This is a genomic window from Corallococcus sp. NCSPR001 (assembly GCF_017309135.1).
Lineage (GTDB): Bacteria > Myxococcota > Myxococcia > Myxococcales > Myxococcaceae > Corallococcus.
Window position 1 is genome coordinate 5,413,203 of record NZ_JAFIMS010000002.1, and the last position, 18,581, is coordinate 5,431,783.

Here is an 18,581-nt window from a genome sequence, read left to right on the forward strand (position 1 = left end):
CGCCCCCAAGCGGGGCGGACACAGTCCAGCTCCCCTCCCCCTCACCAGGCCACGAGCTGGACGCGACCCGGCTTCCCTCCCCCTGAATCCGCTACCGCGTCGCGGCCCGGCGCGCTGGCGTCCGCCCCTTCACGGTCCGGTGCGCCTGCGCCTTCATCGCCGGCATGCGCCGCGCCTTGTGCGTCCGCGCCTTCACCGGGCCCCGGCGCGCATGGCCCGCGGGCCGCATCGACTTCTTCGCCACCACCGTCTTCTTGCGCCGCGGCGTGGCGCGGGCCGCCGGCCTCAGCGTCTTCCTCGCCGCCGGCCGCTTGCGCATCACGGGCCTCGCCTTGCGCACCGGCGACATCTCCATCCGCCGCAGCTGCGACTCGAAGCGCGTCAGCGCCTTGCGGAACAGGGCCGCCTTGCGCCGCGTGTCCATGCGCCCACCCATCACGCGGCTCCCCATGGGGACGCGCATCGCTTCACGGCGCAGCCGGTGCGCCAGCTTCTCGTACTGGTCCACCAGGCCGCGTGCGCGCCGCACCATCCCCATCAGCTCGCGCCGGGACAGCTCCATCAGGTTGCGCGGCGCGCTGGCCAACACCAGCCGCATCTCCCGCGCGTTCATCAACGCTGACCCCGTCTCACGCATCTTGCGCATGTCCGCCCCCTCCCTCGGGTTCTCCAAACAGACGCAACGTTTGGGGTCCATCCGGGTCGCGGCAAGGAGGACGCGGCCGGGGCCTGCCCCACCGCCCGTCCCCGCGGACCAGGGCTGCTGTCCTGCACTCAGCCGGACGCGCTCACCGGAGGCGAATCCAGCAGCACCGCCAGCTTCTCCAACGCCAGCCGCGCACGCGTCTTCACCGTCCCCAGCGGCTGGCCCGTCTTCTTGGCGATCTCACTCTGGGACAGCCCGTCGAAGTACCCGAGCAGCACCACCTCCCGCTGCTCCGGCGGCAACTGCGCCATCGCCGCCCGCACCCGCGCCTGGTCCTGCGCCGCGCCCGCGGCGTCATCCGGTGACGGCGGCGTCGCGCTCACCGGCGGAGGCTGCTGCGCCACCCCCTCCACCATCCGCGACACCGTGCCCAGCGAACGCAGCCGGTCGATGGCCCGCGTGCGCGCGATGGTCGTGACCCACGTCTCCAGTCCGCCGCGCTCCGGGTCGAACTCGCGCGCGCGCCGCCAGACCTCCAGGAAGGTCTCCTGCAGCACCTCCTCCGCGTCCGCGCGCGTGGGCAGAAGCCGCACCCCGATGGCGAACGCCCGCGCGGAGCACCGCGCGTAGACATCCCGCATGGCCGCCGCACTGCCGAGCGCTACCTGCTTCAGCAGGTCGCGGTCGGCCGACAGGTCACTCGCTTGCTGGGCAGCGGAGTCGTTGGGCGCCATGTTCGTCCCGGATACCGCAACCGGAGGGGCGGATCCCAGCTTCAACCATCGGAGCCCGTCCACCCAGCCCCTCGGGGTGGGCGACCGCTCCCTCCGTTCCTAACGTTGACAGGCCAACGCGACCAGGCAGCAGCCATCTTCAATCAACAACACCCGCGCATTGCCGCCTGGAGCCACTGACTCAGAGTCCTATAAGGGGCCGCCAGCCGATATGACCGAACGACTCGGAAGCGTGTTCATCGAGAACGTCCAGCCGGAGCTGGACGCGGGGCGCTACGCCATCAAGCGCGTCGCTGGGGAGACCCTCACCGTCCGGGCGGACATCTTCAAGGAGGGCCACGACGTGCTCGTGGCCGTCGCCCGCTGGCGCCAGGTCACCCCCGCCACCCAGAAGACGGACTGGGCGGAGGTCCCTCTCGCCTTCAAGAACAACGACGCGTGGGAAGGCGTCATCCCGCTCGCGAACAACGGCCGCTACGAATTCACGATTGAAGCCTGGCCGGATCTCTTCCGCACCTGGGCGCACGAGCTGAAGCGCAAGGTGGACGCCGGCCGCGACGTGAAGAGTGAGCTGCTGGAGGGCGCCGCCCTGCTGGAAGGCGCCGCCGCGCGCGCGAAGGGCAAGGCCGCGGAGGACCACCGGCTGCTCGCCGAGGCAGGGGCCCGCCTGCGCACGCCGCCCACGCCGGACCACCTCCTCGTCGCGCTGTCCTCCGAGCTGGCGGACGCCGCGTCACGGCACCCGGACCGCACGCTCGCCAGCAGGTACGACAAGGTGCTGGAGGTGTTCGTGGACCGGGAGAAGGCGCGCAACGCCGCCTGGTACGAATTCTTCCCCCGCTCCGCGAAGCGCGACGGCAAGACGCACGGCACCTTCAAGGACGCGCAGGCCTGGCTGCCGTACATCCAGAAGCTCGGCTTCGACACCGTCTACCTGCCGCCCATCCACCCCATCGGGCGCACCGCTCGCAAGGGCAAGAACAACAGCCTGCGCGCGGAGCCCGGCGACGTGGGCAGCCCGTGGGCCATTGGCGCCGCGGAGGGCGGCCACAAGGCCGTGCACCCGGAGCTGGGCACGCTGCAGGACTTCCGCGCGTTCGTGGACGCAGCGAAGGCGCACGGCATCGAGGTGGCGCTGGACCTGGCCTTCCAGTGCTCGCCGGACCACCCGTACGTGAAGGAGCATCCGGAGTGGTTCCAGCACCGCCCGGACGGCACCATCAAGACGGCGGAGAACCCGCCCAAGCGCTACGAGGACATCGTCAACTTCGACTGGATGGGCCCCGCGCGGGACGCCCTCTGGAAGGAGCTCAAGTCCGTCGTCCTGCACTGGGTGGACAACGGCGTGCGGACCTTCCGCGTGGACAACCCGCACACCAAGCCCATGCGGTTCTGGCACTGGCTCATCCGAGAGGTGCAGGACCTGCACCCGGACGTGCTCTTCCTGTCGGAGGCCTTCACCCGCCCGAAGGTGATGAAGGCCCTGGCCAAGGTGGGCTTCACCCAGTCGTACACGTACTTCACCTGGCGCCTCTTCAAGGACGAGCTGCGCACGTACCTGGAGGAGATCACCCAGCCGCCCGTGGCGGACTACTTCCGCGGCAACCTCTGGCCCAACACGCCGGACATCCTCCCGGAGAACCTCCAGAACGCGGGCCCCGGCGCCTTCCGCCTGCGCGTGGCGCTGGCCGCCACGCTTTCGTCCGTGTGGGGCATGTACTCCGGCTACGAGCTGTGCGAGGGCCGCCCCGTGCCGGGCAAGGAGGAGTACCTGGACTCGGAGAAGTACCAGCTGGTCGCCTGGGACTGGGACCGGCCGGGAAACATCTCCGGGTGGATTGCGAAGCTCAACGCCGTCCGCAAGGCGCACCCCGCGCTCCAGCACTACCAGGCGCTGCGCTTCTTCGAGTCCGACAACGACCGCGTCCTCTTCTACGGCAAGCGCTCACCGGACGGCCTCAGCACGGTGCTGGTGGCGGTGAGCCTGGATCCGTACGCGCCCCAGGAAGCATTGCTCCGCGTGCCCATGGAATGGCTGGGCGTCAGCGCGGAGGAGACGTATCAGGTGCAGGAGCTGATGGCTGATCAGCGCTCGCTCTGGCAGGGCCCGGACGTGCAGGTGCGCCTGACGCCCGAACAGCCCGCGGCCATCTGGGCCGTGTACCGCTACCGCCGCACCGAACACGCGTTCGACTACTTCGAGTGACCCCTTCCGAGAGGCGTATGGACCTGGATCCGCTTTGGTACAAAAAAGCGCTCATCTACGAGCTGCACATCCGCGCATTCCACGACTCCAACGGGGACGGCCACGGGGACATCCCGGGCCTGATTGAAAAGCTGCCGTACCTCCAGGAGCTGGGCGTGGACTGCCTGTGGCTCCTGCCGCACTACCCGTCCCCGCTGCGCGACGACGGCTACGACATCGCGGACTACTACGGCATCCACCCGGACTACGGCACGCTGGCGGACTTCCAGCGGCTGGTGGAAGAGGCGCACAAGCGCGGCCTGCGCATCATCATCGAGCTGGTGGTGAACCACACCAGCGACCAGCACCCCTGGTTCCAGGAGGCGCGGCGCGACCCCAACAGCCCCAAGCGCAACTGGTACGTCTGGAGCGACACGGACGAGTCCTACAAGGGCGCGCGCATCATCTTCACCGACACGGAGCGCTCCAACTGGACGTGGGATCCGGTGGCCAAGCAGTACTTCTGGCACCGCTTCTTCAGCCACCAGCCGGACCTGAACTACGACAACCCCGAAGTGCAGGAAGCCATGCTGGACGTCATGCGCTTCTGGCTCAACATGGGCGTGGACGGGTTCCGCTGTGACGCCGTGCCCTACCTCTTCGAGCGCGAGGGCACCAACTGCGAGAACCTCCCAGAGACGCACGCGTTCCTCAAGCGCCTGCGCAAAACCATCGACTCCGAGTACCAGGGCAAGGTGCTGCTCGCGGAGGCGAACCAGTGGCCCGCCGACGTGCGCGTGTACTTCGGCGAGGGCGACGAGTTCCACATGGGCTTCCACTTCCCGGTGATGCCCCGCCTCTTCATGGCGGTGCGCCGCGAGGACCGCACGCCCATCGTCGAAATCATGCAGCAGACGCCGGACATCCCGGAGTCCTGCCAGTGGGCCATCTTCCTGCGCAACCACGATGAGCTGACGCTGGAGATGGTGACGGACGAGGACCGGGACTACATGTACCGGGAGTACGCCACCGACCCGCGCATGCGCATCAACCTGGGCATCCGCCGCCGCCTGGCGCCGCTGATGGACAACGGCCGCCGGCGCATCGAGCTGATGCACAGCCTGCTCTTCACCCTGCCCGGCACGCCGGTCCTCTACTACGGGGACGAGATTGGCATGGGCGACAACATCTACCTGGGCGACCGCAACGGCGTGCGCACGCCCATGCAGTGGACCGGCGACCGCAACGCGGGCTTCAGCCGCGCGGACTACGCGCGCCTCTTCGCGCCCGTCATCGCGGACCCCGTCTACGGCTACCAGTCCATCAACGTGGAGGCCCAGGAGCGGCAGAAGTCCAGCCTGCTGCAGTGGGTGAAGCGGATGATTGGCATCCGCCAGCGCTACCCCGTGTTCGCCATGGGCTCCTTGCGCTTCCTCACCACGGAGAACCGCAAGGTGCTGGCCTTCGTGCGCGAATGGGAGGGCCAGACGGTGCTCGTCGTCTGCAACCTGTCGCGCTTCGCGCAGCCGGGCGTGCTGGACCTGCGCGAGTTCGAAGGCAGCATCCCCGTGGAGTTGATTGGAGAGACGCCGTTCCCCCGCATCAGCGACCTGCCCTATCAGCTGTCGATGGGGCCCTACATGTTCCTGTGGTTCCGGTTGGACAAGCCGCTGCAGGCGAAGGAGTAAACCCGAGTGACCCCCCTGGACCTGACCAAGCTGCCCGACTTCCTCAAGGCCCAACGTTGGTTCGCGGGCAAGGCCTGGCCCATCAAGAGCGTCAGCGTGGTGGACCACGTGACCATGGAGCTGGGCACCTGCTCCTTCACCCTGGCCATCATCGAGGTCGTCTACGAGTTGGGGAACCCGGAGCGCTACCAGCTCCAGGCCCGGCAGACGCCGGAGGGCCTGGTCAGCGCGCTGGAGGACGACGACTGCGTGCGCGCCGTCTTCAACCTGGCGCGCGAGGGCAAGCAGGTGGCCTCCGGCTCCGGCCGCGTGGTGGGTGAATGGATCGCCTCCACGGACAGCGGCGTGGCGCTGCCGGAGCCGCTCACCGTGCGCCGGCTCAACGTGGAGCAGAGCAACACCTCGCTGGTGCTGGGCGAGCGGGTCATCGTCAAGATCATCCGCAAGCTGGAGGCCGGCGTGAACCCCGAATACGAGGTGGGCCGCTTCCTCGCCACGAAGACGGACTTCCGCGCGACGCCGCAGCTGGTGGGCGCGCTGAACCTGGAGGGCCCCGCCGGCGCGACGCTCGCGGTGGCGCACCGCTTCGTGCCGGACGCCGTGGACGGCTGGAAGTACACGCTGGAGCGGCTGCGCCAGGAGAAGGCGCTCTCCGAGCGCTTCCTCGGGGACATGCGCGAGCTGGGCGCGCGGCTGGGCGAATTGCACAAGGCGTTCGCCTCCGCGGGGCCGGACGACCTGGCGTTCTCCCCGGAGCCGCTGCTCCAGGAGGACCTGCAGCGCTGGAGCGCGTCCATCGTGGGCGAGCTGGGCGTGACGCTGGCGGACGCCGGGCGGCTGCACGCGGACCTGGAGTCCAAGCGCGACGGGCTCATCGCGTACGCGAAGCGGCTGGCGCAGGTGGCGCCCTCCGGCCAGAAGATCCGCATCCACGGTGACCTGCACCTGGGCCAGGTGCTGCGTTCGGACAACCAGTGGCTGTTCTTCGACTTCGAGGGCGAGCCGTCCCGCTCGTTCACCGCGCGCCGGGAGAAGTACAGCGCGCTGCGCGACGTGGCGGGGATGATCCGCTCGTTCGACTACGCGGAGGCCACCGTGGCGCTGGAGGGCGGCCAGCCGCGCGGGCGCGTGGGCCCCACCCGCGACGCGTTCCTGGAGGGCTACCGCCAGGCGACGCGCGGCGCGGCCTTCCTGCCCGACAGCGATGAGGCCTTCAACGTGATGTTGCGCGCCTTCGAACTGGAAAAGCTGTTGTACGAAGTGCGCTACGAACTCGCCAACCGGCCGGACTGGGTGCGCATCCCCGTCGAGGCCCTGTTGCGGATGGAGGATGCCCAGTGAGGAAGCCTGCGGACAGAGCACAGGTGGACGCGGAGCTGCAACGTGTGGTGGAGCTGAGCCACCCGGAGCCCCACTCCATGTTGGGCGTCCACCCGGACGGCGACGCGGTGGTGGTGCGCGCCTACCGCCCGGAGGCCGTGGCCATCCACGTGCTGCCGGAGTTCGGCGGCAAGGTACCCATGCAGCACCGCACCGGCGGCGTCTTCGAGGCGCGCATCAACGGCCGCACGGAGCCCTTCAGCTACTTGTTGGAGGTGGAGTACCCGGGCAAGAAGGTCTTCACGCTGCGCGACCCGTACAGCTTCCTGCCCACCATCGGGGAGATGGACCTGTACTTCGCCGGCGAGGGCCGCCACGAGCGGCTCTGGGAGCGCATGGGCGCGCACCTCATCCACCACAACGGCGTGAAGGGCACGTCGTTCGCGGTCTGGGCGCCCACCGCCCGGGGCGTGTCCGTGGTGGGTGACTTCAACGGCTGGGACGGCCGCCTGCACGCCATGCGGCGCATGGGGTCCTCCGGCATCTGGGAGCTGTTCATCCCGGAGGTCGGCGAGGGCACCCGCTATAAGTTCGAGATCCGCCCCGGCCACGGCGGCGGCGCGCTGCTCAAGGCGGACCCCTTCGCCTTCCGCACGGAGACGCCGCCCGCCACCGCGTCCGTGGTGCATGACCTGCAGCGCTACTCCTGGGGCGACAGCGCGTGGTTGGAGGCGCGCGGGAAGCACGTGGACGCGGCCCACCACCCGTGGAGTGTCTACGAGGTCCACCTGGGCAGCTGGCGCCGCGTGGTGGAGGACGGCGACCGGCCCATGACCTACCGTGAGCTGGCGCCGGAGCTGTCGCGCTACGTGAAGGAGCTGGGCTTCACGCACGTGGAGCTGTTGCCCGTGTCGGAGCACCCCTACGGCGGCTCCTGGGGCTATCAGGTCGGCGGCTACTACGCGCCCACCTCGCGCTTCGGGCACCCGGACGACTTCCGCTACCTGGTGGACTACCTGCACCAGGAGGGCATCGGCATCATCGTGGACTGGGTGCCGGGCCACTTCCCGCGTGACAGCCACGCGCTGGGCCAGTTCGACGGCACGGCCCTCTACGAGCATGCGGACCCGCGCCAGGGCTCGCAGCCGGACTGGGGAACGCTCGTCTTCAACTTCGGCCGCAACGAGGTGCGCAACTTCCTCATCGCCAACGCGCTCTTCTGGCTGGAGGAGTACCACGTGGACGGGCTGCGCGTGGACGCGGTGGCCTCCATGCTCTACCTGGACTACAGCCGGAAGCACGGCGAGTGGGTCCCCAACCGCTGGGGTGGCCGCGAGAACGAAGAGGCGATCCAGTTCCTGCGCGAGCTCAACGACACCATCCGCCGCAAGCACCCGGGCGTCGTGGTCATCGCGGAGGAGTCCACCGCGTGGCCCAAGGTGTCCCAGCCCGTCAGCGAGGGCGGCCTGGGCTTCCACTTCAAGTGGAACATGGGCTGGATGCACGACACGCTGTCGTACTTCTCCAAGGACGCCGTCTACCGGCAGTTCCACCACAACCAGCTCACCTTCGGCCTGCTGTACGCGTTCAGCGAGCACTTCATGCTGCCCTTGAGCCACGACGAGGTGGTGCACGGCAAGGGCAGCCTCTACGGGCGCATGCCGGGCGACGCGTGGCAGAAGCGCGCCAACCTGCGCGCGCTGTTCGCGTGGATGTGGGCCCACCCTGGCAAGAAGCTGCTCTTCATGGGCGGCGAGTTCGGCCAGCCGTCGGAGTGGAACCACGACAAGAGCCTGGACTGGCACCTGCTCAATGATCCGGGCCACAAGGGCATCCAGAAGCTGGTGGGCGATTTGAACCGCGTCTATCGCGACGTGCCCGCGCTGTACGACTCGGACAGCGAGCCCGTGGGCTTCCAGTGGCTGCAGCCGGACGCGTCCGCGGCGAACGTGCTGGCCTTCGTGCGCCGCTCGCGCACGCCCGGCCGTCACGTGGTGTGCGTGGCCAACATGTCGCCGGTGCCCCGCGAGGATTATCGCGTGGGCTTCCCGCTCCACGGCCGTTATGTGGAGCTCGTCAACACCGACGCCGGGGAGTACGGCGGCAGCGGCATGGGCAACCGGGGCCAGGTGCACACGGAGCCAACGGGATGGGACGGGCAGCCCGCCTCCGCGACGCTCACCCTGCCCCCGCTGTCGGTGGTGTGGTTCACGCCGGGGTAGGACGACGCCCCGGCCTCACGGAAAGGACCGGGGCATGGCGGCAGCAGCGAAGCGGAAGCTGGGAACGACGGGCCTGGAGGTGTTCCCGCTGTGTCTGGGCGGGAACGTCTTCGGCTGGACGGCGGACGAGGCGACCTCGTTCGCCGTGCTCGACGCGTTCGTGGAGGGCGGCGGCAACTTCGTGGACACTGCGGACGTGTACTCGCGGTGGGTCCCCGGCCACGTGGGCGGCGAATCGGAGACGGTGCTCGGCAGGTGGATCGCCTCGCGCAAGGCGAAGGACCGCCTGGTGGTGGCCACGAAGGTCGGCGCGGAGACGGCGCTGGGCAAGGGCCTCACGCGCGAGCACATCGAGAAGAGCGTGGACGCGTCCCTGCGCCGCCTGGGCGTGGAGCGCATCGACCTGTACTACGCGCACTACGACGACCCAAACACGCCCTTCGAGGAGACGCTGCGCGCCTTCGACGCGCTGGTGAAGGCGGGCAAAGTGAAGGCGCTGGGCCTGAGCAACCACACCGCGGAGCGCGCGCAAGCGGCGCTGGACACGCAGAAGAAGCTGGGGCTTGCGCGCTACCAGGTGATTCAACCGGAGTACAACCTGGTGGAGCGCCCGAAGTTCGAGGGCGCGCTCCAGCAGGTGAGTGGGAAGGAAGGCCTGGCCGTGGCGCCCTACTTCGGGCTCGCTGCGGGCTTCCTCACCGGCAAGTACCAGGAGGGGCAGCCGGCGCCGGCGTCACCGCGCGCGGGCAACGTGCTCAAGAAGTACGGCAACGCGAAGGGCTGGGGCGTCGTCGCCGCGCTGAAGCAGGTGGCGGAGCGCCGGGGGGCCACGCCGTCGCAGGTGGCGCTCGCGTGGCTCGCGACGCGGCCCACGGTGGAGGCCCCCATCGCCAGCGCCACGTCCGTGCCGCAGGTGAAGGAGTTGCTCGGGGCCTTCTCCCTGAAGCTGGAGGCGGACGACCTGCGCGAGCTGGACCGCGCGTCGTCGAGCTAGCGCGGGCTCTCAGCCCTCGTCGGAGACGAGCACGGTCTTCAGACGTGCCAGGACGGGCTCTGGCACGTCGAGGAAGGACAGGCCCACCTCGAAGCGGGCCACGGCGTCCTTGGGTAACTTGATGGCCCAGACGATGCGCGCCGTACATTCCAGCGAGCTACCGTCCGGAAGGAACAGCTCCAGATCCAGGCGCGAGCCCACGTCCTGCGGCTCATCCGAGTAGATGCGCGCGCCCCCGAGGCTGACGTCGAGCACCTGCTTCTTGTCGCCCACCTTCATGCGCGCGGGGCGCGAGTAGAGGGGCGCGTGGATGCGAGGAAAAGCGCGGCGATCAATGGGAGAGGTCATCTGGAGTGTCACGTTCCGCCATCCTAACGTGCCTGTCACGAAACGGCACATCGCCCTCCCATGCGAGAAGGCGGGCCCGTGGGTCGGACCACCTCCTCCGTGGGGTCGGGGCAACCCTACCCAGGGGTACCGCCCAGCCCATCCAGCTCCGGCGCGTCCCGGGCCAACTCGTCGCAGATGAGCGATTGGATGCGGAAGGCCAGCCGCGCCTCCTGCACCACTTCCTGGGCCTCCCCTTCCGTCAGCGACACCTCGTCCAGGCGGGCCACGAGCCGGCCCTGGAAGGCGAGCAGTTCCGTGGCGGACACCGCGTTGTAGAAGGCCGTGCCCCGGCCGTTCTCCAGATCGAACGCCCGCGCGATGAGCTCCGAGCGCCGGGGCGCGGTGTAGAGGTCCTGGACGCAGCGGGCCCAGGCATGGGCGATGAGCAGGTGCGGGGCCACGGCCGCCACCTCGCGGATCCGCTCGGCGTGCAGCCGCGTCTCCGCGCAGGCGAAGGGCTTCGTACGCGTGTCGCCGCAGAACCAGTCCAGGTCCGCCAGCAGCGCGGAGGCCCGCCGCAGCTCCGGCAGCCGCAGCACGCGCGTGAGCGGGCCGTCCTTCAGTGCCGGCAGCACGGACTCCAGCGCCTCGTAGATGACGTGCAGTTGGCGCAGGTGGTTCGCGTAGTGCCGCGCCCGCACGAACTGACCATAGACGCCGCCGTTCCACGAGCCGTGGAAGAGCGCCTCCAGGAACGTGGACTGCTCCGCCTGGCGCCGGGCGATCCCCGTCCCCTCCTCCAGCCGCAGCGACAGCCGCTGCGTGGACGGAAGGCCCGCGGGGGCCGTGGACGCGGACGACAGGCGCTTGTCCCTCGCGGAGCGCTCGATGCCGCCCCAGCGGATCATCCCCTGGACGGTGCTCACTGCTTCCACCCGCCGGTGGGCGCCCCGTGGGCGGCGGAGGGGGCCGGCTCCTGCGCTTCCGCCTCGTGCGCGGGCGCGTGCGGCAGCTCCAACTGGTGGATGGCCTCCACGAGGGTGTGGCCCAGCGCGCGCAGGACGTCCTCCTCCAGGCGAAGCGTCACCGGCCCCACCGCCAGGTGGATGTGCCCACAGCTGCACCGCGTCACCTCGGCGCACGGGCCTCGCGCCAGCACCGCCCTGCAGCATCCCTGACCGAGCATCGCGTCCTCCATTGATTTTGATTATCGAAATCAAATTCATGAGGCCACAACACCCTTCCGCCGTCAAGCCCGGTCCATGCCGTTCTGATCCGGAGGCCTGCAGCCAACACTCCAAAGACAGACATGAAACATGGGAAGCAAACACAAGCAATGCAATCAATTACACAAATACGCCTTTATTTGTTTCATGTTTCACCCCAAGGACGACTGGCTGCCCTTTTGTTCATGTAGGCACGGCCCTTTGCCGGCGCGGCGAAACTCCCTGAAGGTTTGTTCAGGCCTATTCAGGGGCCTTCGGCCTGTCAGGAAAACTGTCTGAAGGTTTGTTCAGGTCGCGTTCAGTTGTTTTTCCGTCGCGACTGAGGTTGGGAAAAGAGGACCATGCGACGCCCCTTCGTGCTGATGACCCTCGTGGCGCTGGCGCCCCTGGGGTCCAGCTGCCGCTCCCAGACCCCCGAGCCTTCTTCGCTCCAGGACTCGGGCGTGGTGGCGGACGCGGGCACCACCGACGCGGGCACGCCCCCGGACGCCGGACCGCCGCCGACATGGACGCTCCAGGCCACGGAGGTCCAGGTCCCGGAAGGCATGCGGGGTGCGCCGTTCGACGTCCCGCGCTTCCTGAACATCCCATCAGGCATGACGGTGTCGGTCTGGGCACGGGTGCCGGGAGCGCGCTTCATCGCGTTCTCGCCGGAGGGCACCCTGCTCGTCTCCGTGCCCGGCCAGGGCAAGGTGATGCAGGTGCGTCCCCGCGGGGCCCAGGCGCCAGAGGTGACGCAGTGGGCGGACGGGCTGGGGCGGCCCCATGACATCGTCTTCCACGAGCGCGACGGGCAGGTGTGGGTCTTCCTGTCGGAGAAGGACCGCGTCACGCGCTCGCGCTGGACGCCCGGCGAGACGGCGCGCGGCGCGGTGGAGACGGTCGTCTCCGGGCTGCCGGACGCGTCCCTGCCGGAGCTGCAAGGGGCCTACGGCCACGAGCTCAAGAACCTCGCCGTGGACTCGCGGCACCGCGTGTACGTGTCCATCGCGTCCACCTGCAACGTGTGCCTGAGCGACACCACCAGCGACCCGCTGCGCGGCGCCATCTACCGGTGGGACTGGAGCGGCGGCTCGCGCGAGCTGTTCGCCCGCGGCCTGCGCAACGCGGAAGGGCTGGCGTGGGAGCCGGGGACCGACACGCTGTGGGTGGCGGTCAACAACCGCGACAACACGCCCTACCCGTTCGACGACGGCACCGGCCGGTACGGGAAGGTCATTCCGGAGTACGTGGACAACCACCCGCCGGAGGCCCTCACCTCCGTGCGCGAGGGCGGCCACTACGGCTGGCCCTTCTGCAACTCCAACCCGGACTCCCCCTCCGGCCTGAAGCACATGCCCCTGGACCGCGACTACGACATGAACCGGGACGGCTCCAGGGCGGACTGCGCCGCGTTGGACAGGACGGACCAGGGCATCCAGGCGCACTCGGCGCCCCTGGGCCTGACGTTCTTCGACGACGCGGAGTTCGGACCGGCCTGGCGGCGCGGCGCGCTCGTCGCCTACCACGGCTCGTGGAACCGCACGGAGCGCACCGGCTACAAGGTCGTCGCCTTCCCGTGGGACCTGGCCACCCACCAGCCCACGGAAGAGGTGGACGTCGTCACCGGCTTCATCAACCCGGACCAGAGCGTGTGGGGCCGCCCGGTGGACGTGGCCCTCGCGCCGCGCCGGGCCTTCATCGTCAGCGACGACCAGGCCGGGGCGCTCTACCGCATCGAGCCACTCACCCTGCCGTAGGCCGGCATCGGGCGACGCGGCGAGGACGCGGTCAGCGCGACTCGCCGCGCGCCAGCTTCTCCACGTAGTCCGCGGGCAGCCCGGCGCTCTTCGCGCCGCGCACCAGTGCCTCCACGAAGCGCGGGCTCACCGGCCCGTCCGACGACGCGCGGCGCGGGTTGGTCACGAACGCGGTGGCCTCTACCTCCTGGCCATCCACGCGCACGCGCACCGTGCGCTCCACGCACATGCTGGTGACGAAGCCCTCCTTGTGCTGGACGATGGGCCAGTCCTTGCCGGGGATCTCGAAGAGCCGGCCGTACACCCGCGCGCCCGGCGCGTCCGTCAGGCCCGCCACCCGGCCGCCCCACCAGCGCGACGGGAAGTCGTAGACGAGGTCCACGTCCAGCGCCTCGGCGAGCCGGCCTTCCGGCAGCTCGAAGAAGCCGTAGCTGTGCTGGTGCTTCCACTCGTCGAAGGCGGCCCGGTCCAGGATGGTCGAGTACGCGAAGTACCGCCGGGGCGCGTTCGCGTCCGCCTGCTCGCGCGCCTTCATCACCTGGTCGTAGTGCGAATCCATTGCGTGTCCTCCCGCCTCTACCGCTCGCCCTTGCCGCGAGCCAGGGCGCCGTCGCGGAACGCGCCCAGCACCCCGCCCACGTCCAGGCGCGACGTCTTGATGAACAGCCGCAGCGCGCGCTCCACGTGGTCGGCCAGCACGGCCATGCGCTCCAGCCGCCGCAGCTTCTCCGCATGCACGCCGCCAGCGCCTTCGGCCAGCCGGCGCGCCTCGGACAGGTCCGCGCGGATGCGGGTGACGAAGGCCGCCTCGCGCTCCTCCACCACGTGCGTCACCATCCGCACCAGGTCCGTCTCCGCCGCGTAGCGCCACACCGTGTCCTGCGGCACGCGCACCCGCTGGACGACGCCCCAGTGCTCCAGGTCGCGCAGCAGCATGGACACGCCGCCCTTGGACAGGTCGAGCTCGCGCTCAATCTCACCGGCGGTCAGGGGTTCGCCGCGCAGGTAGAGCAGGCCCCAGACGCGGCCCTGGTTGCGCTTGAAGCCCCAGAACTCGATGACGTTGCCCACCGCCTCCACCGCGATGGCTTCCCATGGCGCCAGCCGGCCATTCATTGGCGGCGCGACGGTCTTCTGGCTCCCGGGATCCCCCCCTGTCCACAGGTAGCCCTTCATGCAGCGCGTCCCTTCACCTGCTCCGCGATGCCCTCCGACAGCCGGTGCGCCCAGCTCATCAGCTCCGCGCCCGCGGCGTCGTTCGCGAAGGGCCCCAGCTTGTCGAGCGCCGCGCCAATCTCCTGGTTCATCATCTCCATGGACGCCTCCACCGCGCCGGTGGCCTCGATGGCGGCGCCAATCTCCCGGGTGCGCTCCGGGGTGATGACGGAGAACGCCCACGCGTCCTTGAGCTTGCGGCGCAGGGACTCGTCCCGCGACACCGCCAGCAGGATGGGCAGCGACGGCGTGCGCGAGTGCACGTCCGCGTACCGGGGCTTGCCCACGTCCGTGCCCAGGATGTCCCGGATGTCGTCGGCGATCTGGAACGCCACGCCCAGGTGCCGGCCGAACGCGTCGAAGCGCGCCTGCGCCTCCGGCTGATCCGCCAGCGTCGCCGCGGCCTTGCCGCACCAGCCGAACAGCGAGCCCGTCTTGCCCTCGGCGATGTAGCGCAGCCGCGTGAGCGGCAGGTTCATGTCGCCGCGCGCCTCCACCTCCGCGATGGCCGCGCGGGTCATCTCCGTGACGATGGCCAGGCCGCTCTGCACCAGGCGCGCGTCCAGGAGGGACAGCCTTGAGAGCGCCGTGGACAGGATGAGGTCGCCGCTCATCACCGCGACGATGTTGCCCCAGCGCGCGTTCACCGTCGGGCGGCCCCGGCGGAACATGCCTGCGTCCACCACGTCGTCATGCAGCAGGCTGGCCGAGTGGATCATCTCCGCCGCCACGCCTACATCCACCAGCCGGGCGGCCTGCACTCCCACCACGCCACCGAACAGGCGGACGAGCATGGGACGGGCCCGCTTGCCCCCTGCCCCCAGGCACAGATGGCGCGCCGCATCCATCAGCGTGTCGCCCTTCACGTCCGGGCCGACGTCGCCATCCGCGAGCAATTCGGTCAGACGCTGCTCCACCTGCCCCAGAAACTCCGTCAGCTCGTGAGCGACATCCATGTGCGCGGTCTCCTTCCGGGCCGTTCATATAGTTCAAGACCGCGTGAACTGCACCTGAATCCCTCCTGCCCACCAAGCGGGCGGACAGTCAGCGGAAAGCGATGAATAAGGCCGGTTGGTGTCCGGCCGGGCCCAGGGGACTCCTTGGAGGTCCGATTGAGAGGGAATGCGAGCCCATGGGAAACGAATCCCAGTGTCCGCCGCCCTCCGTCGCCGCCTCGTCCAGAGCTTCGCCTCCCTCGCCACCGGCGTCCCCCTCTTCCGCCCTGGCGCCTCGCTGCCCGGCTCGTCCGCGCCCCTGCTGGGGGCCCCTCCGCCCCCGGACGGCCACCGGGGCCCGCCCCTGCACCGGCGCCTGAGGGCGTCGCTGAAGGTGTCCATCGTGGAGGGGATGTTCGCGGAGGTGTTCACCGCGTGCGCGGGTCCCACCGTGCTCACCGCGTGGGCCATCGCGCTGAAGCTGGGGCCCTTCCTGGTGGGCGTGATGACGGCGCTGCCGTTCTTCGCGCAGTTCGTGCAGTTCCCCGCCGCGTGGCTCACCCTCTGCTTCGGTCACCGGCGGGTGGCGCTGACGGCGGTGTGCCTGTCCCGCCTGGCCCTGCTGCCTCTGGCGCTGTTGCCGTGGCTGGGCCTGTCCATGGAGGGACAGCAGCACCTGCTGCTCGCCGTGGCCGGGGCGTCCGCGGTGCTGGCGGTGGTGGGCAACAACGCGTGGGTGGCGTGGATGGGGGAACTCGTCCCCGGCGCCGTGCGGGGCCGCTTCTTCGGCAAGCGCACCGCGCTCACCACGCTGATGGGCACCGGCGCGTCGCTCACCGCGGGCCTGCTGATGGACCGGCTGAAGGGGCTGGACGGGGTGGGCATGGCGCTGCCGCTGCTGGCGCTCGCCGCGTGCGTCATGGGCGTCGTCACCACGCTGATGATGGCCGCGCAGCATGACCCGGCGCCCCCGGGAACTTCTCCGAAGCTGGAGCTCAAGGCGGCGCTGCTCCCCTGGAAGGACGACGGGGCCCGGCGGGTGCTCCTGTACCAGGTGGCGTGGAACGCGGCGGTGGGCGTGTCCGCCCCCTTCTTCGCGCTGCACAGCCTGCAGAACCTCAAGATGACCTTCGTCATCATGGCCCTGCACGCGGCGGCGGTGGCGGGGGTGCGCGTGCTGACGGCGTCCCTGTGGGGCAGCGCCATCGACCGGCTGGGCGCGCAGCCGGTGCTGATGCTCTGCTCGCTGGGCATCAGCGCCATCCCCATGCTGTGGCTCTTGCCCTCCGCGGGGACGCTCTGGCCGCTGCTGTTCGACGTGCTCCTGGCGGGCGCGCTGTGGAGCGGCCACGGCCTGGCCATCTTCGCGCTGCCCCTCACGGTGGCGCCGCGCCACGGCCGGCCCTTCTACCTGGCGGCGTTCGCCACCGCGGGCGGACTGGCCTACGCAGCGGCGGCGGCCCTGGGCGGGGCGCTGGCGGCGCGCGTGCCCCAGCAGTTCATGCTGGGCGGCCACCTCTGGGTGAACCTGCACGTGCTCTTCGTCGTGTCGTCGGTGGCCCGGCTGGGGGCCGCCTTCCTCGCGGCCCGGGTGAACGAGCCCGGCGCCGCCACCACGCGCACCGTGGCCCAGGTGGTGGAGCGCTTCCTGCCCCGCCCGCGCCCGGTTACAGCCGGTAGTCGCGCACCATCGCCGCCACGCGCTCCGACAGGAGCTTGAGCGACACGGCGGACTCGCTGGTGTTGGCGATGCGCTTCACCGTGTCGCCCATCACCGTGTTGAGCTCGTTCACGGCGGTGAAGATCTGCTCGATGCCGGTGGCCTGCTGGTTCACCGTATTCGAGATCTGACGGGCGGACACCACGCTGTCTCGGACGATGGAGGACAGCTGGCGCAGCGTGTCCCCGGACGTGCGCACCTGGGCCAGGCCCGTCTCCATGCGCTGCGTGCCCGCGGCCGTGATTTCCACCGTGGCGAAGATGGCGGTGCTGATGTCCGCCAGGATGCCGCGCACCTGGTTCGTCGCGCGGATGGACTGGTCGGCCAGGCCGCGGATCTCCCGGGCCACCACCGCGAAGCCCTTGCCGTGCTCCCCGGAGCGCGCCGCCTCGATGGCCGCGTTCACCGCGAGCAGGTGGGACTGGTCCGCCAGGTCCTTCACCGTCTCCGTGATGCCGGAGATCTGCTCGGTGCGCTCACCCAGGGCCATGATGCGCTCGGCGATCTGCTCCACCTGCGCGCGCAGGGCCACCATGCCCTCGATGCTCTCCGTGATGGCGATCTCGCCCGTCTTGCCCAGCACCTCCGCGCGCTCCGCCACGTCGATGACCGTCTCCGCGGCGCGGGACGCCACCACCGACGTCTGGCGGATCTCCTGCGCCGTCACCTGCGTCTCCTGGAGCGCGGCGGCGTGGCGGGACACCATCTCGTTCTGCCGGCTCGCGGAGTCGTTCAGGTGGTCCACCGAGCCGCGCAGCAGGTCCGACGAGCCCTGCAGCTGCTGCAGGAGGTCCTTCACCTTGGACACCATCAAGGAGAAGGCCTTGGACAGCTGGGCCACCTCGTCCGAGCCCTCCACGCGAACGGTCTCGCGCAGGTCGCCGTGCTCCGCGATGCGCTGGGCCGCCTCCGTCAGCTGCACCAGCGGCGCCGCCACCCGGCGCGCCAGCACGATGCCCACCACGACGAAGAGCGACAGCGCCAGGATGATCACCACGCTCACCCCGGTGGTGATGGCCCGCACCTGCGCGCGCGCCGCCGTGCGGTTGAAGCCCACGTGCACGGTGCCCGCCCCGTTCGCGAAGCGCGAGCTCACATCCAACAGCTCCGCGTCGCGGACGTAGAACGTCGCCTCACCCTGCGCGCGGCCCAGCCGGTCGCGCAGCTCCCGCATCGCCGTGGCGTACTCGCCCGCCACCGCGCGCATCTGCCCGGTCCCGTCGAAGACGGCCACGTAGGCCACCTGGTGGTGGCGCACCGCCTGCTCCAGCACTGCCTGGAGCGCCTCCGTCTGGCCTCCGGGCATCGCCGCGGGCAGCGTGGCCGCCAGCGCCGAGGGCAGCGCGCCGCCCACGTCCCGGCCCTGCTCCTCGAAGGCGGAGCTGACGCGCGGGATGAGGTACCCGAAGAAGAGGACCGTGAAGAACAGCGCCACGAGCAGCGGCGCCAACGTGAGCTTCTGGGAAAGGGAGAGTCGCATCCGGGAGCGGCGCCAAATCCAGAGGAAGTCTGGGAAACGAAGCCCCCCTGGACCATCCAGTGAGGTGCCTCATTGTGGACATCCCGGAGGAGCCGGCGCAATGGCTCCGCGCATCGAAAGCCCGTGAAAGTCAGACGCCGCGCCCTG

General features: G+C 70.1%; 16 protein-coding genes. 7 read left to right on the top strand and 9 right to left on the bottom strand.

Translation table 11 applies throughout. The annotated features are described in order from the left end of the window. Positions 1-91: 91 nt before the first annotated feature. Positions 92-646, bottom strand: coding sequence for a hypothetical protein (locus tag JYJ93_RS23905; RefSeq protein ID WP_206794958.1), 555 nt, complete (start codon positions 644-646; stop codon positions 92-94). Between the two features lie 128 nt (positions 647-774). Next, positions 775-1,380: a sigma-70 family RNA polymerase sigma factor gene (locus JYJ93_RS23910; protein ID WP_206794960.1), complete on the bottom strand. Its 606-nt coding sequence runs from the start codon at positions 1,378-1,380 to the stop codon at positions 775-777. Between the two features lie 211 nt (positions 1,381-1,591). On the opposite strand from JYJ93_RS23910, the gene JYJ93_RS23915 reads away from it, so the two are divergent. The 5 genes from JYJ93_RS23915 to JYJ93_RS23935 are packed head-to-tail and all read left to right on the top strand — an operon-like array spanning position 1,592 to position 9,789. Continuing rightward, positions 1,592-3,586 carry an alpha-1,4-glucan--maltose-1-phosphate maltosyltransferase gene (locus tag JYJ93_RS23915; RefSeq protein ID WP_206794962.1) on the top strand — a complete coding sequence of 665 codons (1,995 nt, stop codon included), beginning with the start codon at positions 1,592-1,594 and terminating at the stop codon, positions 3,584-3,586. Positions 3,587-3,603: 17 nt separating this feature from the next. Continuing rightward, a complete protein-coding gene (gene treS, locus JYJ93_RS23920) occupies positions 3,604-5,253 on the top strand; it encodes a maltose alpha-D-glucosyltransferase (protein WP_206794964.1) in 1,650 nt (549 codons plus the stop codon). Between the two features lie 6 nt (positions 5,254-5,259). Beyond that, on the top strand, positions 5,260-6,594 hold the full coding sequence (locus tag JYJ93_RS23925) for a phosphotransferase (protein WP_206794966.1): 1,335 nt from the start codon (positions 5,260-5,262) through the stop codon (positions 6,592-6,594). Then, entirely contained in the window at positions 6,591-8,795 is a 2,205-nt protein-coding gene (glgB, locus tag JYJ93_RS23930; RefSeq protein WP_206794968.1) for a 1,4-alpha-glucan branching protein GlgB, read from the top strand. The genes JYJ93_RS23925 and glgB overlap by 4 nt, the downstream gene beginning before the upstream one ends. A gap of 34 nt (positions 8,796-8,829) precedes the next feature. Next, entirely contained in the window at positions 8,830-9,789 is a 960-nt protein-coding gene (locus tag JYJ93_RS23935) for an aldo/keto reductase (protein WP_206794970.1), read from the top strand. A gap of 9 nt (positions 9,790-9,798) precedes the next feature. Here the strand turns inward: JYJ93_RS23935 and JYJ93_RS23940 are convergent, their stop codons facing one another. The 3 genes from JYJ93_RS23940 to JYJ93_RS23950 all read right to left on the bottom strand — a co-directional run bounded on the left by JYJ93_RS23940 (position 9,799) and on the right by JYJ93_RS23950 (position 11,305). Continuing rightward, entirely contained in the window at positions 9,799-10,149 is a 351-nt protein-coding gene (locus tag JYJ93_RS23940; protein WP_269012408.1) for a PilZ domain-containing protein, read from the bottom strand. Between the two features lie 104 nt (positions 10,150-10,253). After that, positions 10,254-11,045 carry a biliverdin-producing heme oxygenase gene (locus tag JYJ93_RS23945; RefSeq protein WP_206794974.1) on the bottom strand — a complete coding sequence of 264 codons (792 nt, stop codon included), beginning with the start codon at positions 11,043-11,045 and terminating at the stop codon, positions 10,254-10,256. Continuing rightward, positions 11,042-11,305 (bottom strand): hypothetical protein, encoded by a 264-nt coding sequence (locus JYJ93_RS23950; protein ID WP_206794976.1) that lies wholly within the window; start codon positions 11,303-11,305, stop codon positions 11,042-11,044. Before JYJ93_RS23950 ends, JYJ93_RS23945 begins: the two co-directional genes overlap by 4 nt. A 381-nt stretch (positions 11,306-11,686) precedes the next feature. Between JYJ93_RS23950 and JYJ93_RS23955 the strand changes: the two genes are divergently transcribed. Beyond that, on the top strand, positions 11,687-13,084 hold the full coding sequence (locus JYJ93_RS23955; RefSeq protein ID WP_206794978.1) for a sugar dehydrogenase: 1,398 nt from the start codon (positions 11,687-11,689) through the stop codon (positions 13,082-13,084). Positions 13,085-13,115: 31 nt separating this feature from the next. On the opposite strand, the gene JYJ93_RS23960 is transcribed toward JYJ93_RS23955, so the two are convergent. The 3 genes from JYJ93_RS23960 to JYJ93_RS23970 are packed head-to-tail and all read right to left on the bottom strand — an operon-like array spanning position 13,116 to position 15,255. Beyond that, positions 13,116-13,643, bottom strand: a complete 528-nt coding sequence (locus JYJ93_RS23960) for a gamma-glutamylcyclotransferase (protein WP_120590935.1) — start codon at positions 13,641-13,643, stop codon at positions 13,116-13,118. A gap of 17 nt (positions 13,644-13,660) precedes the next feature. Then, complete coding sequence (locus tag JYJ93_RS23965; protein ID WP_206794981.1) at positions 13,661-14,260, bottom strand: MarR family transcriptional regulator; 600 nt, start codon at positions 14,258-14,260, stop codon at positions 13,661-13,663. Next, a complete protein-coding gene (locus tag JYJ93_RS23970; protein ID WP_206794983.1) occupies positions 14,257-15,255 on the bottom strand; it encodes a polyprenyl synthetase family protein in 999 nt (332 codons plus the stop codon). The genes JYJ93_RS23965 and JYJ93_RS23970 overlap by 4 nt, the downstream gene beginning before the upstream one ends. A gap of 166 nt (positions 15,256-15,421) precedes the next feature. Here JYJ93_RS23970 and JYJ93_RS23975 point away from each other — a divergent pair, with 166 nt between their 5' ends. Further along, on the top strand, positions 15,422-16,954 hold the full coding sequence (locus JYJ93_RS23975; protein WP_206794985.1) for an MFS transporter: 1,533 nt from the start codon (positions 15,422-15,424) through the stop codon (positions 16,952-16,954). Here JYJ93_RS23975 and JYJ93_RS23980 read toward each other — a convergent pair. After that, positions 16,902-18,434 (bottom strand): methyl-accepting chemotaxis protein, encoded by a 1,533-nt coding sequence (locus tag JYJ93_RS23980; protein WP_206794987.1) that lies wholly within the window; start codon positions 18,432-18,434, stop codon positions 16,902-16,904. The genes JYJ93_RS23975 and JYJ93_RS23980 overlap by 53 nt on opposite strands. Positions 18,435-18,581: the final 147 nt, after the last annotated feature.

Bases quoted from the DNA above. Each gene is read 5' to 3' on its own strand.
- JYJ93_RS23960 (WP_120590935.1), bottom strand. From the start codon at position 13,643: ATGGATTCGCACTACGACCAGGTGATGAAGGCGCGCGAGCAGGCGGAC.
- JYJ93_RS23975 (WP_206794985.1), top strand. From the start codon at position 15,422: ATGCGAGCCCATGGGAAACGAATCCCAGTGTCCGCCGCCCTCCGTCGC.
- JYJ93_RS23965 (WP_206794981.1), bottom strand. From the start codon at position 14,260: ATGAAGGGCTACCTGTGGACAGGGGGGGATCCCGGGAGCCAGAAGACC.
- JYJ93_RS23970 (WP_206794983.1), bottom strand. From the start codon at position 15,255: ATGGATGTCGCTCACGAGCTGACGGAGTTTCTGGGGCAGGTGGAGCAG.
- JYJ93_RS23980 (WP_206794987.1), bottom strand. From the start codon at position 18,434: ATGCGACTCTCCCTTTCCCAGAAGCTCACGTTGGCGCCGCTGCTCGTG.
- JYJ93_RS23955 (WP_206794978.1), top strand. From the start codon at position 11,687: ATGCGACGCCCCTTCGTGCTGATGACCCTCGTGGCGCTGGCGCCCCTG.
- JYJ93_RS23910 (WP_206794960.1), bottom strand. From the start codon at position 1,380: ATGGCGCCCAACGACTCCGCTGCCCAGCAAGCGAGTGACCTGTCGGCC.
- JYJ93_RS23905 (WP_206794958.1), bottom strand. From the start codon at position 646: ATGCGCAAGATGCGTGAGACGGGGTCAGCGTTGATGAACGCGCGGGAG.
- JYJ93_RS23950 (WP_206794976.1), bottom strand. From the start codon at position 11,305: ATGCTCGGTCAGGGATGCTGCAGGGCGGTGCTGGCGCGAGGCCCGTGC.
- JYJ93_RS23915 (WP_206794962.1), top strand. From the start codon at position 1,592: ATGACCGAACGACTCGGAAGCGTGTTCATCGAGAACGTCCAGCCGGAG.
- JYJ93_RS23935 (WP_206794970.1), top strand. From the start codon at position 8,830: ATGGCGGCAGCAGCGAAGCGGAAGCTGGGAACGACGGGCCTGGAGGTG.
- treS (WP_206794964.1), top strand. From the start codon at position 3,604: ATGGACCTGGATCCGCTTTGGTACAAAAAAGCGCTCATCTACGAGCTG.